Source organism: Rhizobium sp. BR 362, assembly GCF_036528765.1.
Classification (GTDB): domain Bacteria; phylum Pseudomonadota; class Alphaproteobacteria; order Rhizobiales; family Rhizobiaceae; genus Rhizobium.
Map to the genome: position 1 here is coordinate 1 of NZ_JARWGH010000031.1, position 16,679 is coordinate 16,679.

The 16,679-nt window shown below is 57.5% G+C and carries 13 protein-coding genes and 2 pseudogenes; 13 read left to right on the forward strand and 2 right to left on the reverse strand.

The window, feature by feature from the left end:
- A pseudogene (locus QDY28_RS24930) lies at window positions 1–121 on the reverse strand (IS66-like element accessory protein TnpA); the annotation flags it as partial.
- A 247-nt stretch (window positions 122–368) separates the two neighbouring features.
- Window positions 369–1,253, reverse strand: coding sequence for a MurR/RpiR family transcriptional regulator (locus QDY28_RS24935; protein WP_184805991.1), 885 nt, complete (start codon window positions 1,251–1,253; stop codon window positions 369–371).
- A 232-nt stretch (window positions 1,254–1,485) separates the two neighbouring features.
- Between QDY28_RS24935 and QDY28_RS24940 the strand changes: the two genes are divergently transcribed.
- From QDY28_RS24940 to QDY28_RS25000, 13 genes and pseudogenes are all read left to right on the forward strand, one after another.
- A complete protein-coding gene (locus tag QDY28_RS24940; protein WP_184805988.1) occupies window positions 1,486–2,811 on the forward strand; it encodes an aspartate aminotransferase family protein in 1,326 nt (441 codons plus the stop codon).
- 71 nt (window positions 2,812–2,882) lie between these two features.
- Window positions 2,883–3,359 carry a carboxymuconolactone decarboxylase family protein gene (locus QDY28_RS24945; protein WP_246802361.1) on the forward strand — a complete coding sequence of 159 codons (477 nt, stop codon included), beginning with the start codon at window positions 2,883–2,885 and terminating at the stop codon, window positions 3,357–3,359.
- A gap of 235 nt (window positions 3,360–3,594) precedes the next feature.
- On the forward strand, window positions 3,595–4,434 hold the full coding sequence (locus QDY28_RS24950) for a transporter substrate-binding domain-containing protein (RefSeq protein ID WP_184805982.1): 840 nt from the start codon (window positions 3,595–3,597) through the stop codon (window positions 4,432–4,434).
- 59 nt (window positions 4,435–4,493) lie between these two features.
- Window positions 4,494–5,468: an amino acid ABC transporter permease gene (locus QDY28_RS24955; RefSeq protein ID WP_184805979.1), complete on the forward strand. Its 975-nt coding sequence runs from the start codon at window positions 4,494–4,496 to the stop codon at window positions 5,466–5,468.
- Complete coding sequence (locus QDY28_RS24960) at window positions 5,465–6,280, forward strand: amino acid ABC transporter ATP-binding protein (RefSeq protein ID WP_425516146.1); 816 nt, start codon at window positions 5,465–5,467, stop codon at window positions 6,278–6,280. Before QDY28_RS24955 ends, QDY28_RS24960 begins: the two co-directional genes overlap by 4 nt.
- A 73-nt stretch (window positions 6,281–6,353) precedes the next feature.
- Window positions 6,354–7,994, forward strand: coding sequence for a N,N-dimethylformamidase beta subunit family domain-containing protein (locus QDY28_RS24965; protein ID WP_184805976.1), 1,641 nt, complete (start codon window positions 6,354–6,356; stop codon window positions 7,992–7,994).
- A 112-nt stretch (window positions 7,995–8,106) separates the two neighbouring features.
- Complete coding sequence (locus QDY28_RS24970; protein WP_184805974.1) at window positions 8,107–9,285, forward strand: M24 family metallopeptidase; 1,179 nt, start codon at window positions 8,107–8,109, stop codon at window positions 9,283–9,285.
- 182 nt (window positions 9,286–9,467) lie between these two features.
- Window positions 9,468–9,935, forward strand: coding sequence for an Lrp/AsnC family transcriptional regulator (locus QDY28_RS24975; RefSeq protein WP_120764339.1), 468 nt, complete (start codon window positions 9,468–9,470; stop codon window positions 9,933–9,935).
- 140 nt (window positions 9,936–10,075) lie between these two features.
- Window positions 10,076–11,260, forward strand: a complete 1,185-nt coding sequence (locus QDY28_RS24980) for a M20 family metallopeptidase (protein WP_184805972.1) — start codon at window positions 10,076–10,078, stop codon at window positions 11,258–11,260.
- Between the two features lie 78 nt (window positions 11,261–11,338).
- Window positions 11,339–12,055 carry a hypothetical protein gene (locus QDY28_RS24985; RefSeq protein WP_184805971.1) on the forward strand — a complete coding sequence of 239 codons (717 nt, stop codon included), beginning with the start codon at window positions 11,339–11,341 and terminating at the stop codon, window positions 12,053–12,055.
- 32 nt (window positions 12,056–12,087) lie between these two features.
- Window positions 12,088–13,267 (forward strand): annotated as a pseudogene (locus QDY28_RS24990) (M24 family metallopeptidase).
- Between the two features lie 401 nt (window positions 13,268–13,668).
- Window positions 13,669–15,072 (forward strand): aspartate aminotransferase family protein, encoded by a 1,404-nt coding sequence (locus QDY28_RS24995; protein ID WP_184805969.1) that lies wholly within the window; start codon window positions 13,669–13,671, stop codon window positions 15,070–15,072.
- A 141-nt stretch (window positions 15,073–15,213) separates the two neighbouring features.
- Window positions 15,214–16,623: an aldehyde dehydrogenase family protein gene (locus QDY28_RS25000; RefSeq protein WP_184805966.1), complete on the forward strand. Its 1,410-nt coding sequence runs from the start codon at window positions 15,214–15,216 to the stop codon at window positions 16,621–16,623.
- Window positions 16,624–16,679 lie beyond the last annotated feature (56 nt).

The following is a 16,679-nucleotide window of genomic DNA, read 5'->3' on the forward strand; positions in this document are numbered from 1 at the left end:
CACGAACGCCAGGCTCAAGGCTTTCCGCCACGATCCGCGCCTTCACATCGTCCGGCCAACGCCGGTTTCCGCGGCGCGGCTCGACAACTTCGTAACGCCCAACAAATCCATCATCTGCCATGCAAATCTCCAGATAGTCCTGGAAACCTTCTCGCACACCCGGCAAGCCTCAAAATATAGCCAATTCAATGGGGCGGAGACGGCGCTTACGGGGCCGATGCACCTCCGCATTTTTAAGCCATGTGACATAAGTGCGAAGAAGCCTCGTCTGGCGTTATGTCGGAATGTTGTGAGACCGCGTGAGCGTCTATGGCGGTCGGGTCACAAATCGGCGTTGCCGCTATAGCGACGACGCAGCCTACCCGCCCTCAGATCTTTCGTCGAGGAATGGAGGTGGCATAGGTATTCATGGCTGAAAGATGGCGGTCCGCACGCTTTAGTTCTTCCAGCGCCGCTGCACGGTCGCGGCTTGCAAGAAGGCCACATAAGACCTCAGAGACCGCCAGGGCCGGCGTCAACGTATGAAAGAATGTTTGGCTCTCGGTCGGAAATAACACCACGTGCTCTGCGATCGTTACCAAAGGGGACACTTCGCTGTCGGTAATCGCCAAAATAGGCATCCCTTTTACCCGGGCCGCCTCGGCCAATTCTAGGGTCTGAAGCGAATAGGGATTTATGGAGATAGCTAAAAGCACGTCGTCTTGGGTGGCGCGAATGAGCGGATCGCCGCTTGTGCCGGCCGGCCCCTCCAAATGAACTGTTTTTTCGCCAAGCAACGTCATAACGTAATGGAAATGCCAGGCGACCGAATGGCAAGAGCGCAACCCGAGCACATAGATGCGCCGAGCTTTGGCGAGGTGATCCGCCATCGTGTTGAGCCGCAGAATTGTATCGGAATCGCATAGCCGGTCGATCTGACCTGAGAGGCCCTGAAGCATTCGATACGCCAAGCCCTCTCCGTTGGCCGCTCCTTCGTCTCTTTGCAGTGCGCGGGCGGCAAAGCCGTCTGTGCTCACCCGGATGACGTTAGCGTGATGTCCTCTAAAATCTTCATATCCTGAGAAGCCAAGAAACTTCGCCAGCCGAGTCATCGTCGACGGCTGCACACCGGCATTGCGCGCGAGCTCGCGCATAGAAACAAGCGCTACTTCTTGCGGATACTCCAATATGTGTCGAGCAGCTTGTTGCAACTGCTCAGACATCTCGTCGAACCGCTCAATGATTAAAGCGTGCAATGGACCTTTTTGCAACATTTGCCTCACATACGATGTCATAATTCACCCGGACCATCTCTCTCGGGAACAAAAAAGTCAAACAGTTGAAGGCCAATCCTTAGCAAAGACGCTTCAGAAACACGGCTGGAGAACGTTGAAAACAAATGCGTCAAAACCTATTGTATAAAACGGTTGTTGCATATTTTGGTGAAACCTGCAAATCAATGGTTGGAAACGTACGAAAGCCGAACGGATAAGCACCGAGATCACCATGACCAAAATTCTCCATCGAACGATCGGCACAATTCTGCCCACCGCGGCAGCAGGGGAAGGCATCTTCATCGTGGACCGCGACGGACGGAGCTACCTGGACGGATCGGGTGGCGCCGCGGTCAGTTGCCTGGGGCACAATCATCCAGAAGTCCTGGATGCGATGAAGGTGCAGATGGGCCGGATCAGCTATGCCCATACGTCGTTCTTCACGACCGATGTCGCCGAGCGGTTGGCAGGGCAATTGATTGAACTCGCACCGGAAGGTCTAGATTATGTCTACCTGGTTTCGGGCGGTTCAGAAGCTGTCGAGGCTGCGCTCAAAATGGCGCGCCAGTATTTCGTCGAAATCGGTCAAGCGCAACGACGCCACATCATAGCGCGTCGGCAGAGCTATCACGGCAACACTATCGGTGCTCTCGCCACGGGTGGCAATGCTTGGCGCCGCGCACAATTCAAACCAATTCTGCCTGAGACACATCACGTTTCTCCCTGCTATGCTTACCGCGACCTGCAGTTAGGCGAAACGCTGGAGGCTTATGCCGAGCGGCTTGCGGCGGAGCTGGAAGTTAAAGTCCTTGAACTCGGAGAGGACGAGGTAATGGCGTTCGTCGCCGAGCCGGTCGTGGGAGCGACGCTCGGCGCAGTGGGGCCGGTTGCTGACTATTTCAAACTGGTTCGGCAGGTGTGCGACAAGTATGGCATCTTGCTGATCCTCGACGAAGTCATGTGCGGAATGGGGCGTACCGGCACGATCTTCGCTTTGGAACAGGAGGGGATTGTCGCGGATCTAGTGACCATTGCAAAGGGCCTGGGCGGCGGCTTTCAGCCGATCGGAGCCGTGTTGCTCTCCGAGAAGATCTACCGTGCGTTCGCAGACGGATCGGGTATGTTCCAGCATGGGCATACCTACATCGGACATCCGATCGCAGCGGCGGCAGCAAGTAAGGTGGTTGAAATAATCACGCGCCCCGAGATGATGACAAACGTTCTCAAAATGGGTGATCGCCTGCAGGCCGGACTCGACGAGGCGCTGGGACAATCGCCGTATGTCGGTGACATCCGTGGCCGCGGTCTGTTCCGAGGCGTGGAGATCGTATCGGACAAAGACACCAAGCAACCTTTCGATCCAGCCCGCAAGATGCATTCACGGATCAGGAAGGAAGCAATGCTCCGTGGTCTGATGTGTTACCCAATGGGCGGCACAATCGACGGCGTACATGGCGACCATGTGCTGCTTGCCCCCCCTTATATTATTAAGCCTGATGAGGTGGATCTGATCGTTGAACGGCTTTCCGACGCGATCCGCGCCGCAGTAGCGGACTGAGTTTCAGTGAAATGATGAGATCGTCCTGCCCGCCTATTACTGATGACAACTGGCCTGCAGATATTGCGGATATGAAAACTGGTTTTGCCGGGGCGCTCAACGTCTATCGCACCATGGCTCATCATCCCGCGCTCCTCCGAGCGTGGGCCCCTTTACGGCAGCACATCGTCAAAGACAGCGCGTTGGGTGCGGTCCGCTCCGAGCTCGTGATTCTGCGGGCGGCTCATCGGATGGGTTCCGCCTATGAGTGGGCACATCACGTGAGCCGCGCTCGTGCGCTTGGTATTTCCGATGCACGAATACTTGCGATGGCTGGCACTCCGGATGGAGAGGATGGATTGATTGCGGGCGCCGTCGATGCGCTTTTTGATGAAGCGCGCCTGCCTTCGCATCTCGAACGAGCAATTTCTGCCGCCATGGGCCAGCAAGCCGTATTCGATCTCATGGTCACGGTCGGCTTCTATTCGGTGCTCGGTTACGTGTTGCTGACTTTCGACACACCCATTGACCAAGGCGTTGCTGACGAGATTGCCAAGCATCCTCTATGAGAAGCCAATTTCCGCGAATCCCTGCTGAATTGTCAGTCTTGGGATAGGGAGCCCGCGCAACCTCTGCGATACATTTGTATCATTTCAAATAATATAAAACATTTGTTGCAAAATGCCGCAGTTTGATGTAGATGTGCTAATTTAACGCACATTGCTCACTGGGCGATTTGCTAGAGTTCCAAAATGAATCTGCGGGCAGTGACGTGCTCGCGGTTAAAAAGCAGGGGAACATCGCATGAAAAAGATAAACACCCATATCGCAGCCGGCTTGTCCTTGGCTCTGGCCCCTGTCGCCTTCTCTGCATCGGCGTATGCCGGCGAAGTTCTTGATCGCGTGCTTTCGAACAAGACGTTGACAGTCGCGGTCGGGACCGACTGGGGACCAATCTCGCACCTGGACGAGAAGCACGAACTTGTCGGATACGACGTGGACGTCGCCAAGGGCATCGCAAAATATCTTGGCACGCGAACCACTTTCGTCACTCCCGGCTGGGATATCATTACAGGCGGCAAATGGCAGGGACGTTGGCACGTCGCCATGGGTCAAATGATACCGACAAAGGCACGGGCGGAAGTATTCGATTTCCCGGCACTCTATATCTGGGGGCCGAACGTCGCCGTCGTCCACAAGGACAGTAAGGCGACCAAGCTTTCCGACCTCGATGGGAAGGTGATTGGCGTTGCGTCCGGCACTGGCGCGGAGGCCTATGCCAATCAGAAGTTCCAGCCGGCTTGGGAAAACGCTAAGCCTGTGGAATATCCCTTCAAGGCGGGCCAGGTAAAGACCTACACGAGTACCAATATTGCGTTCGATGATCTGCGTCTCGGTGACGGCGTGCGCATCGATGGGGTCTTAACTGACGAAACGATTGCCCGGGACGCGATCAAGGCTGGCTATCCATTGAAAGTCCTGGAGCCTGCTCTGTTCTCCTCTCCGGCAGCCATCGCGATCCTGCCTGGTGACAAGGACTTTCACGACAAGGTCGCGGCAGCCTTGAAGGAGATGAAGGCAGATGGCACGCTCTCGAAGCTTTCGATGAAGTGGTACGGCGTCGACTATACCGTCGAGAAGTAGGTCGGAAAAGCGTGAGCGGCCCAGGGATGCTTGGGCCGCAATAACGTGGAGGATTCCCCATGCTTTATCAGGATACTGTCGAATCCGAGGTGCTCGTCCATAAGCCTTGGTTTGTGGCGTCGATCTTCGCACTCGTGCTCGCGTGTTTTTTCGCGTTCAATCTAACAGGCACCGCAATGGGCGATCTCATGCGCCCAGTTATTGGCGATCCAGCACAAAGCGGGCTTTATGGCCGTTTTGCCATCGCCTTTCTGATCGCAGTTCTCTTCTGCCTGAACATTGTGCTGATCGGGTTTGCTTCCTTAGCTTTTCAGATCGCAATTGTTTGGTTCCAACTGCTGCTGCTGTTCCTCGCCTTCTTTAAGTCGTTTAACCTCAGTATGCCGTTCATCTGGGAGAACTTGCCCTATTTGATCACGCAAGGGGTCGTGACCACGATCTATGTCTCGACGGTTTCGCTGATCTTCGCGTCGATCCTCGCGATCCTCGCGGCAATTGCCAAGCTTTCGAGCAATGGTTTCGCCTACGCCATTGCCAGCTTCTATACATCCTTCTTTCGCGGCCTGCCTCTTCTCATGCAGATCTATCTGATCTATCTCGGGCTGCCGCAGTTGGGCATCGTCCTCGACGCGGTTCCTTCCGGCATCCTTGCTCTGTCATTGTGCGTTGGCGCCTACATGACGGAAATCTTCCGCGCGGGCATCCAAAGCATTGACCGCGGTCAATGGGAAGCATCTCGATCCATCGGGTTCGGATTTGGCCTCACCATGCGCAGGATCATCTTGCCGCAGGCGCTGCCCGTCATCATCCCTCCCATGGGAAACACGTTCATCTCGATGCTGAAGGACAGCTCGCTCGTTTCAGTGCTCGGTGTGTGGGAGCTAACCTTCCTCGCTCGCACGATCGGTCAGCCAACCTTCCATCACATGGAGATGCTCATAACGGCGTCGCTGATCTACTGGATCATGTCGGCATGCCTCGAAGTCCTGCAATCGCGCCTCGAGCGCCACTTTGCCAGGAGTAAAGTACGATGACCGCAAGCAATCTACTGCACGCGCAGCGACTTTCCCCTCAAGCGTATTCCAATCAGAAGCAGGTCCCAATGAGTGCGGACAAGATTATCGAAGCGACGAACGTTTCCAAGTGGTACGGCTCCTTCCAGGTCTTGTGCAACATTAATCTCACGGTCCGAAAGGGCGAGCGCATCGTCATCTGCGGCCCGTCGGGCTCGGGTAAGTCGACGCTTATCCGCTGCTTCAACCGATTGGAGGCACATCAAGAGGGCGAGATAACCGTCAATGGAATCTCGCTGCATAACAAAATGCGCAACGTCACCGAAGTCCGCAAAAACGTCGGCATGGTGTTCCAGCACTTCAACCTTTTTCCACACATGACGGTCCTGATGAATTGCATGGCCGGCCCAATGTGGATCAAAGGCGTGCCGGAGGCCGAAGCGAAGAAGACGGCCCTGAGATTTCTTGAACGTGTGCGCATTCCCGAACAGGCCAATAAATTTCCCGTTCAGCTCTCCGGTGGGCAGCAGCAACGCGTCGCGATCGCCCGATCACTATGCATGGAGCCTGCCGTGATGTTGTTCGACGAGCCCACCTCCGCGCTCGACCCGGAAATGGTCTCCGAGGTGCTCGAAACGATGACAGGCTTAGCGCGCGACGGCATGACCATGGTCTGTGTCACCCATGAAATGGGTTTTGCCCGGGCCGTGGCTGACAGGGTGATCTTCATGGATGCCGGCCGGATCGTTGAAGAAGCTGCACCGAACGAGTTTTTCACAAACCCGCAGCACGACCGTACCAAGCTCTTTCTCAGTCAAATCCTGAAACATTAGGGGCTCAGTTTCGTACGCAACCCAATTCAGGCTGCGTCAAGCTGACTTGCTCAAGAATACAGGACATTTGTTGATGGCAAAACTACCGACTAGCTTTCCAGATTTCGGACTTACGCCGGAGGAGAGGCAGTTCGCGCAGCGGCAACACTTCTACGAATTCGCCGGCATGGACAGCGCGCGAGGCGAGATCTGGTGCTACAGCGATAAGTTCTCCTATCAACCGGGCGAAACCGTCCGATTGCATGTCAGCTCGACGGCGTCGTCATTCGCCATCGAGGTCATTCGCGACGGCGGCTCTTGCGTGACATTTCTCGAGAAGACAGGGATTTCCGCTCGCTGGCAGGACACTCCGGAGCATTGCTCCGTCGAAGGCTGCCGATGGGACACTGCCTATGAATTCGAAATCGGCGCGGATTGGCCGTCGGGCGGTTATCGCGTGAAGCTTGCGGCCGAAGGGCGGGACGGCCGGCCGATACATTGCTACCACATCGTCATTGTGCTCCCGAAGACCGGCCGCAAGCCGGGGCGAATCCTGCAGGTGGCGGCAACAGGGACATGGCTTGCCTACAACACGTGGGGCGGCTCCAATCATTACGATGGCATAACCGGACCAGACCGGAACCTTTGGTCGCCTATCGTTTCAACCCAGCGGCCGTGGGGACGCGGCTTCGTTGTCCTGCCGCCGACTGCACCCCGTGTGCCGCTCGAAATGATGATGCCGCCCAAGACAGCGCCGCGCCATCCCCACAAGGAATGGGCCTATGCAACCGGCCATTCGAAGAAGTATGCCTCTGCCGGCTGGGCAACCTACGACAGCCACTTCTTTCGTTTCGCCGAGCGTGCCGGTTACAGCGTTGATCTTGCCAGTCAGCACGAACTGCACTTCTCTCCCGAGATATTGTCCGACTATGACTGTGTCGTGTTCGTCGGCCATGACGAGTATTGGACTTGGGAGATGCGCGACGCCGTCGACGCCTATGTCGATCAGGGCGGTCGAGTGGCGCGTTTTGCGGGCAACTTTTGTTGGCAGACGAGGCTCGAAGACGAAGGGCGGCGGCAGGTTTGCTACAAAGCTCGTGCCCGCGCAGAGGATCCGGTCTACAAGACCAGCGACACCAGCCGTACGGCGACCCTATGGGAAACGCCGGAGGTAGGCCGGCCGGAAGCCTATACGTTTGGCCTCAATTCCACCAAGGGCATTTATGCCGGATGGTTGGGCTGTGCACCACGCGGCGCCCGTGGCTTCCCCATCTATAGACCGGAGCATTGGGCATTCGCCGACACCGGCCTTTTCTACGGTGACGTGCTCGGTGCCGAGAGCCACATCTTTGGCTACGAGGTGGACGGCCTGGACTATGAGATTCGCGACGGGTTGCCATACCCTACAGCGACAAGCAGGGCGCCGGAAGGAACGGACATCCTCGCGATCGGAATGGCGGCACAGATGGAGTGGAGCGCCGACTTGACGCGTGAAGAGTTGGCGCTGGACGACTCCGAGGTGCGCCAGACCGCGGAATTGCTTTTCGGCGAGGCAACAAGAGAAAATATCGAAAAGCTCAAGCGCGGCAATGGAATGATCATAAATTTCAAGCGCAACGAGGGTGAGGTGTTTCATGCCGGAAGTTGCGAATGGGTTGCCGGATTGCTGAGAAACGATCCGATGGTCGAGCAGGTCACCCGCAACGTGATCAACCGGTACCTGTACCCTAAATAGGCGTCGCGCGGCGCATCTGAAACACACTCGAAAAGCCCGCGCGTTGGCAGACATCGTCCGCGCGCTCCGATCAAAGCTTCGCAGCAGTCGAACGTCTTACGTGGAGAACAAGGTGATAAAGGAACTACACTTCGAACTTGGCGAGTTCGAAACTCGTCTGGCGGCAGTCAAAAAGGAAATGGCGAAGAGAGGGATCGATATCCTCCTCCTCTCGGAACCGCCCAACCAGAACTACCTTACCGGCTACAATGCCTATTCCTTCTACACGCCCCAAATGGTGATTGTGGCACAAAACCACGCAGAGCCGATCTGGATTGGACGTTTCATGGACCGAGTTTCCGCCTCCATGACCACCTATCTTGCCGAGGACAACATCCGGGCCTATCCGGACACCTATGTTCAATCTGCAACGCTCTCGGCCTATACTTTCATGGCCGATATCGTGAAGGAGCTCGGAGGGGAAAAGGCGCGTATCGGCGTCGAGATGGGGGGATATTACTATCCGGCCCGCGGCCACGCAGATCTCACGCGAGCCTTGCCGCATGCCGAGTTCGTCGACGCCGATCTCATTGTTGGATGGATCCGGCTCGTAAAGAGCCCAGCCGAGGTGGCCATTATGCGTCAAGCTGGCCAGCTTGCGGACGCCGCCATGACGCGCGTCATCAATATGGTGAAAGCCGGGGTCCGTGAGTGCGATATTGCTGCTGCGATCTATCATCAGCAGATTTCGGGCACGTCCGAGTTCGGTGGCGACTATCCTTGTTGCCCTCCCGATTTATGCATTGGCGAACGCTCAATCGCGCCGCATGCCGCCTGGACGGACGATCCCCTGCCGGAGTCCACCATTGTCAACCTGGAACTGAACGGTTGCCGGCATCGCTACCAGGTCAACCTTGCGCGCACGATCGTCGTCGGCCAGCCTTCATCCGCTTTCCTGAACCTGTCGGAAATCGCTGTTGAGGCCTTGAATGCCGGGCTGGAAGCAGTTCGACCCGGGCGAACCTGCTCAGAGGTCGATGGCGACTTCCGGAAGGCCCTTGCGCGGAACGGGATCGAGAAAGAGTCTCGCATCGGTTATCCGACCGGCATTGGGTTCCCTCCGGCCTCTGGCGAACGCACTGCGAGCATTCGCAAGGGCGACGAGACCATGCTTGAGCCCGGCATGGTGTTCCACATGATGCCCGGCCTGTGGCTCGACAATGTCGGCATCACCATCACACAGAGCTTCGCGGTCTCCGATACGGGTTACGAGCCACTGACAATGACCCCGCGTAAGTTGTTCGTGAAATAGAGACTAAATTCGGTGCATACTCATCTGATTCCAGCATGTCTGCTTCGCTCTCGAAATGGCGTGACCAAGTCGGATGACTATCTGCGCCGCAGACCGAGGAGCGACAGAAGTTTGCGAGGCCTCATTGGCCTCGCAGGCGTCCGCGGCGCCTCCCCAGTTTGCATCCTTGGGGAGGGCAGATGATGGTCGAACTCGATCGCGCGGACATCGCACTTCTCCAAGCGGTTCAAAAGAATAACCGGCTGACCTCGGAGGAACTCGCGGGCGTCGTTCATCTCTCTCCAACGGCTTGCCAACGACGCTTGAGGCGGTTGCGCAACGAGGGTGTGATCGAGGGCGATGTTTCCATTGTCTCACCTAAAGCCGTCGGACGCCATATTACCATGATCGTCATGGTGTCCCTTGAGCGAGAAAGGGCTGACATCGTCGACAGATTCAAAACGGCGATACGAAATACCCGTGAGGTGATGATGGGCTTCTATGTAACGGGGGATGCCGACTTCATGCTCGTCGTCACCGCCAAGGACATGGAGGATTACGAACATTTCACGCGGCGGTTCTTCTATGAAAATGCAGATATCAAAGGCTTCAAGACCATGGTGGTGATGGATCGCCTCAAGGCGAGCTTCGCGATCCCTATCGAGGCGTAGCAATGGTGATCCTTTCCAAATCGCGCGCCACCGCCGTTTTGCAGGAACACTGCGAGATCTGCATTCAAATCGACGGGTTTTGCCGCTCACATGCTGCTAGCCTCGATGCCAGACAACCATGAAAAGACCATGAGATCACGATGAGCAACGCCACCAACAACTTACTCTCTGAAGTCGAACGTAATGCGGTTGTCGAAATGCGACACGCCATGCATCGCGAGCCCGAACTTTCCAACAACGAGTGGAAGACCCAGAAGCGGATCATCGAAACCTTGGCCGGCTTCGGATTGACCGAAGTGGCGACCTTCCACAAGACTGGTGTCTATGTGGATATCCAGGGCTTGGCCCCAGGCCCAAATCGGTCCATCGCACTGCGTGGCGACATTGACGCCCTTCCCATACAGGAAGCCCGCGAGGATCTGCCGTACAGGTCACAAGTGCCAGGCATCATGCATGCGTGCGGTCATGACATGCACGGATCAATCGCCTTGGGAACGGCGCTGGCCTTCCATCGCATGAGCGAAAATTTCTCAGGAAAGCTGCGGGTCTTCTTCCAGCCAGCCGAAGAAGCGGAGCCGCTTGGCGGCAGGACCGTTGTCGATGAAAAGTTGCTCGAAGGATTTGATGCAGCCGTCGGATTTCATGTCCGCACCGACATTCCAGTCGGCTCATACGGCGCTCGTGCGGGCGCTGTAACGAAATCTGCCGACCAGTTCTCGCTCGAATTCACCGGGACCATGGCGCATGGCGCCAAACCGCATCTCGGCGTGGACGCAATTGCGATCGCCGGCGCCTTCATCAATGAAGTGCAGAAAGTCGTGTCGCGTGAAATGCCGGTAGACGACGGCGCAATCGTCACCATCGGAACCATCCGTGGCGGGGAAGCGACGAACATCATCTGCCAGACCGTCACGATGACCGGAACGATCCGGACAAGCAGCCCCGAGCGGAGAAAGCTGTTGGTCCAGCGTGTTCGCGAAATCGCCGAAGGGGTTGCTGCCATGCACCGCGGACGGGCGGAGTTCAGTTCGCATGCCGGTGAACCTCCTGTGGTTAACGACAGCGCAATGGTCGCGCTGTTTAAGCACATCGTGGTGCAGACTGACGGTGAGGACAGGTATGTTGAAGGCTCGGCGAGTTCCGGCAGCGACGACTTCGGCTTCTATGCCAGCTGCCTGCCATCGATTTATTTCTGGTTCGGCAGCAAGGAAGCCGGAAACGAGTCCGGTGTGCACACGCCCATCTTCGCCGTCTCGGACAAGACGCTAATCCCGACAACGGAACTGGCTATCCGTTACTGCTGGGAGCTGTTCCAAAACGCGTGATGACTGGTTTCGCGCCGAGGCTGACCCGAATCCTTCTCAAGGCGGTAACAGCCGTTTTAACCAATGGAGCTTCATCTTATGTCTTTGCAAACCAACCTCACTCTCGGAATTCTTGAACTCGATGAAGGCCTGACGGCAGACAGCCCGCCTTTCGCTCCACGGGAAGGATCGCTCTTCCACCCGGGGACTTTCAACCGACCCGTGATCACAGAAATGGTTGAAGGCGCTCTGGCGGAGGTGATCATTCCTGGCGCTGCATCGCTCGAAAGTGCCTGTATAGCCGCCGCCGAGCGGCTGGTCGCCCGAGGTGCTGGCGTGATTACCGCAGACTGCGGTTTTTTTATCCGTCACCAGCAAGCAATCTCAGCGGCCGTCAATGTGCCGGTGGTGACTTCCAGCTTGCTCCTTATTCCGGCTCTGCTGCGGCAACTCGCGCCTCAAAAGAAACTTGCTGTTTTGACCGCCGACTCTCGACATTGCAGTGAAGACCTACTGGGCATCGAAAATCCCGCGGATCGAAAGCGCGTGGTCGTCGGGGGAATCGAAGGTGGCGTTTACGTGCGCAATGCTTTGGCTCGCCCCTTCGTCCGCACCGACGTTGGCCAGATTGAGAGGGAAGTTGGTGACCGCATAGTCCAACTTCGCGGAGACCATCCCGATATCGCAATGATACTCTTCGAGTGCACAGGCTTTTCCACCGTTGCAAGTGCCCTGCGATCGAAGACAGGGCTGCCCATCTACGACATCACGGACCTCTGCCGGCTGACTCTCGCCGCAGCGACCAGCCGCATTTGACGTAAATTTCGACTTCAATGGGAGGATCTGACGTGGACGGCGAAACGCTACGGTTCGAGTTGTTCGAATACAAAAATCGCCTCGAAAAGGCCCGCGGGGCAATGGAGCAGGCCGGCATCGACTTGTTGGTCGTAACCGATCCTGCAATATGGGCTGGCTGACGGGTTACGATGGCTGCTCCTACTATGTGCCTCAATGCGCCGTGGTGTCCAAGGACAAGGATCCGCTCTGGTTCGGCCGGCGCATGGACGCCAACGGTTGCCGCAGGACGGCCTATATCGGCGAAGACCGCATCAAATGGTACGGTGACGAATATGTCCAGTCCGATACCTCGCACGCAATGTCGGCCCTGGGGCAGATCATTGCAGACGAGGGTCATGGCTCGGCAACGATCGGTGTCGAAAAGGATAGTGCCTGCCTGTCGGCCCGATCTTTTGAGGCGCTGTCCGCGTCGCTCCCCAATGCAAAATTCAGGAATGCCGACAGACTGATCAACGGGCAGCGCTTGGTTAAGTCCCGGCGAGAAATCGAGTACATGCGCGGCGCTGGCAAGATCGTCGAAGCGATGTATCAGTGTGTCGGCGAAGTGCTGCGACCGGGAATAAAGCAATCTGACGTGATTGCCGAACTCACATATCTCGGCACCCGCGGCGTCGATGTCTATTGGGAAGATTATCCGGCCTGCTTCCCGAACCTTGGCGCCGGGGCAGATGCGTCAGCCCCGCATCTGACCTGGACGGACCGGCCTATACGCGCCGACGAGAGCATTTTCTTCGAGCTTGCCGGCGTTCACAAGCGGTATCACTGCCCCTTGTCGCGCACCTATTACCTCGGGCGACCTACGCAGCGGATATTGGACGCGGAAAAGGCCGTTCTCGACGGCATGCACGCAGGGCTCGAAAAAGCCGTTGCCGGTAACCTCTTCGAGGATATCGCCAGAGCCTATTCAGGAACTTTGGCGCGATACGGCTTTGAGAAGACAAGTCGCTCAGGCTACCCGATTGGATGGGTTATCCGCCAGCATGGGGCGAGAACTCGGCGAGCTTCCGGGAGGGCGACAAGACGGAGCTCCGCCCGGGAATGACGTTCCATTTCATGTCCGGTCTCTGGTACGGCGATTGGGGCATCGAAATCACCGAGAGCATCCTAATCACCGATGGCCAAGTCGAATTTTTGTGGAACGTTCCCCGGAAGTTGTTGGTCATCGACTGACCAACACCGGGAACTGCGAAATCTCATGTCTCGTGGGCGATGTGTCGTTGGAGCTTGCAGATTTCAGCTACTGCAAGCGGGGTTAGAACGGTCTGATCCCCGCTTTGTCTTTTCACTCACGTGTCGGCAACCGCAACTGCTTCACAAGCCGACCGTTACGGTAAATCTGCAAGCCCGCACACCTAATAGCGAAATACTGCATTAAGCAGAAAAGTTTGCAGGAAGGCTGCGCCATCCCGGAGCGAAATGGTGCGATTTAGCTCGCACTTGAAGGCACTATCATCGGAGCGGGTCGGGCAAGCGAAGCTGTCCTAAACTCAAGTTTTGTACTCCTGCTCGATCTGGCCCAGTTCACAAATACAAAAATTCACAGCCGAGATGCGGCGGTGGAAGGGATTGAAATGACCATCAACATCAAAGACATCGCTGAGAAAGATCGCAACTCGGTCCTGCATCCGTTCACGCAGTTGAAGGATTTCGCAACCGGCAAGCTCGGCGAACCGACGATCGTCGAGACGGGCAAGGGGATCCGCATCCAGGATGCGCATGGCAACCAGCTGATCGACGGTTTTGCCGGTCTCTATTGCGTCAACGTCGGTTACGGCCGTACCGAGGTCGCCGAGGCGATTTCGCGCCAGGCGTATCGCCTCGCCTATTACCATTCCTATGCGGCACACACCACCGATGAGCTTGCGATCCTTTCTGACCGCCTGGTGAAGATGACGCCCGGAAAGATGAGCAAGGTGTTCTACGGCATGTCCGGTTCGGACGCCAACGAGACCCAGGCCAAGCTCGTCTGGTACTACAATAACCTGCGCGGCAAGCCGACGAAGAAGAAGATCATCTCGCGTGAACGTGGCTATCACGGCTGCAGCGTGGTGTCCGGCTCGATGACCGGAATGAGCTTCTATCACGACCACATGGATCTGCCGCTGCCGCAGATTGATCATGCCGGTGTTCCGCACCACTATTGGGGTGCCAACCCCGGCGAAACCGAACGCGAATTCTCTGCACGCCGCGCCGCCGAGCTCGACGAGATGATCGAGACGCTCGGACCGGACAATGTCGGCGCCTTCATCGCCGAGCCGGTGCTTGGCACCGGTGGCATCACACCGCCGCCGGAAGGCTATTGGGAGGCAATCCAGGCTGTGCTCAAGAAGCACGACGTGCTTCTGATCGCCGACGAAGTCATCACCGGCTTCGGCCGCACCGGCTCGATGTTCGGCTCGCAGCATTATGGGATCGAACCCGACCTGATCACCGTCGCCAAGGGCCTGACTTCGGCGTATTTCCCGCTGTCGGCAGCCATCGTCGGCGAGAAGGTCTACAAGGTCATGGAAGAGGGGGCCGACAAGGTCGGTGCTTTCTCGCATGGCTACACCTATTCCGGCCACCCGATCGGCGCGGCTGCCGCCAATGCGGTGCTCGATATCGTCGAGAAGGAAAACCTGCCGGGCAACGCCCGCGAAGTCGGCGCCTATTTCCAGGCCCAGCTCAAGGAAAAGTTCGCACAGCTGCCGATCGTCGGTGAAGTGCGTGGTGTCGGCCTGATGGGCGCGATCGAATTTGTTGGCGATCGGGAGAACAAGAAGCGCTTTGACCCGTCCCTGAAGGTCGGGGCCCGCGTTTCCAAGGCTGCTCGCGACCGCGGCCTCATCGCCCGGGCCATGCCGCATGGCGACATCCTCGGCTTTGCGCCGCCGCTCGTGACCACCAAGGCGGAAATCGATGAGATCGTCTCGATCGCCGAAAAGGCCGTGCGCTCGGTGATGGACGACCTCGTCCGCGACGGTCAGAAGGTCTGACGAAAAGGCGGTCGACGGTACCGACCGCAACCAATCACATCGATCGAATTGAGAGCAGGGCAGGGATTTTTTCCTTGCCCTGACCGACAAACTCAACCGTCGCGCAGATGGCGCATCCATCAGGGAAGAGGAAGCCGGCCAATGACCGCCGCCAAACTTCATATCACCACCAGCTTGGCTCCGATCACTGTTCACAGCCCCTATGACGGGTCTGTGCTGGGAACGATTGAGGCCACTGATGCAAGCGAAATCGGCGAACTCCTCGCTCGCGCCCGTCGCGGGGCTGAGCTTTCAGCCAAGCTGCCGAGACATGAGCGCGCCAGCATCCTGGAAGGGGCCGCGCAAATCATCGAGAGCCGTAGTGAAGCGTTTGCCGAAACCATCGTGCGCGAAGCCGGCAAGACGATCGTCCAGGCGCGCAAGGAGGTGCTTCGTTGCGTCAACACGCTGAAGCTGTCTGCCGAAGAGGCAAAGCGCAATGCCGGTGAGATCGTGCCTTTCGATGCCTATGTGGGATCGGAACAGCGCCAGGGCTGGTTCACGCGCGAGCCGCTCGGCATCATCACCGCCATTACCCCCTACAACGATCCGCTGAACTTGGTGGCCCACAAGCTCGGTCCAGCGATTGCCGGCGGCAATTCAGTGCTGCTGAAACCATCGAACCTGACGCCGTTCTCCTCGATCAACCTAGTCGACGTGCTGAACGAAGCGGGGCTGCCACCGGAGATCATTACCGTCATTCACGGCGATCGCGAGATCGTCACAGCTCTGATCTCTGCGCGGGACGTCCGTATGGTCTCCTTCACCGGTGGCTTTGCTACCGGAGAAGCCATAAGCCGTAAAGCGGGCCTGAAGAAACTCGCGATGGAGTTGGGTGGCAATGCGCCGGTCATCGTCATGAACGACTGCGACTTCGACAAGGCGGTTGAAGGCTGCGTCTCCGGCGCCTTCTGGGCCGCCGGCCAAAACTGCATCGGCGCCCAGCGCGTTCTGGTGCAGGCGGAGCTTTATGAACGCTTTCGAGATGCCGTTGTGGCCGCCACGAAGAAACTCACCGCCGGCGATCCGCTGAAGGAGGAGACAGATGTCGGCCCGATGATCTCGAAGGAGGTCGCCCAACGCACCGAAGCAGCGGTCAATGACGCGATTGATGTTGGCGCGAAGCTGCTTTGCGGTCACAGGCGCGAGGGGTCGCTCTATCACCCGACGGTGCTGGAGGGCACGCCGGTCACCTGCCGCCTGTGGCACGAGGAGGTGTTTGCGCCTGTGGTCATGCTTGCGCCATTTGCCACGCTCGATGAAGCGATCGAGCTGGCCAACGAACCCGAATACAGCCTGCACGCGGGCATCTTCACCAGCAACCTCAATGTCGCACTTGAAGCCGCAGGCAGGATCGAAGCCGGCGGAGTGATGATCAACGACTCCTCGGACTATCGCTTCGATGCCATGCCGTTCGGCGGTTCCAAATACGGCAGCATGGGCCGGGAAGGCGTGCGCTTCGCCTATGAAGAGATGACCCAGCCGAAGGTCGTTTGCATCAATCGTGGGTGAAGAGACCTAGCAGCCGTTTGGTACCGCTGCCGGACTTTGGAACCCAAGTGAATGAA

Coding starts and splice junctions, on each gene's coding strand:
- QDY28_RS24995 (WP_184805969.1), top strand. CDS start 13,669: ATGACCATCAACATCAAAGACATCGCTGAGAAAGATCGCAACTCGGTC.
- QDY28_RS24965 (WP_184805976.1), top strand. CDS start 6,354: ATGGCAAAACTACCGACTAGCTTTCCAGATTTCGGACTTACGCCGGAG.
- QDY28_RS24980 (WP_184805972.1), top strand. CDS start 10,076: ATGAGCAACGCCACCAACAACTTACTCTCTGAAGTCGAACGTAATGCG.
- QDY28_RS24945 (WP_246802361.1), top strand. CDS start 2,883: ATGAAAACTGGTTTTGCCGGGGCGCTCAACGTCTATCGCACCATGGCT.
- QDY28_RS25000 (WP_184805966.1), top strand. CDS start 15,214: ATGACCGCCGCCAAACTTCATATCACCACCAGCTTGGCTCCGATCACT.
- QDY28_RS24940 (WP_184805988.1), top strand. CDS start 1,486: ATGACCAAAATTCTCCATCGAACGATCGGCACAATTCTGCCCACCGCG.
- QDY28_RS24950 (WP_184805982.1), top strand. CDS start 3,595: ATGAAAAAGATAAACACCCATATCGCAGCCGGCTTGTCCTTGGCTCTG.
- QDY28_RS24975 (WP_120764339.1), top strand. CDS start 9,468: ATGGTCGAACTCGATCGCGCGGACATCGCACTTCTCCAAGCGGTTCAA.
- QDY28_RS24985 (WP_184805971.1), top strand. CDS start 11,339: ATGTCTTTGCAAACCAACCTCACTCTCGGAATTCTTGAACTCGATGAA.
- QDY28_RS24955 (WP_184805979.1), top strand. CDS start 4,494: ATGCTTTATCAGGATACTGTCGAATCCGAGGTGCTCGTCCATAAGCCT.
- QDY28_RS24960 (WP_425516146.1), top strand. CDS start 5,465: ATGACCGCAAGCAATCTACTGCACGCGCAGCGACTTTCCCCTCAAGCG.
- QDY28_RS24935 (WP_184805991.1), bottom strand. CDS start 1,253: ATGTTGCAAAAAGGTCCATTGCACGCTTTAATCATTGAGCGGTTCGAC.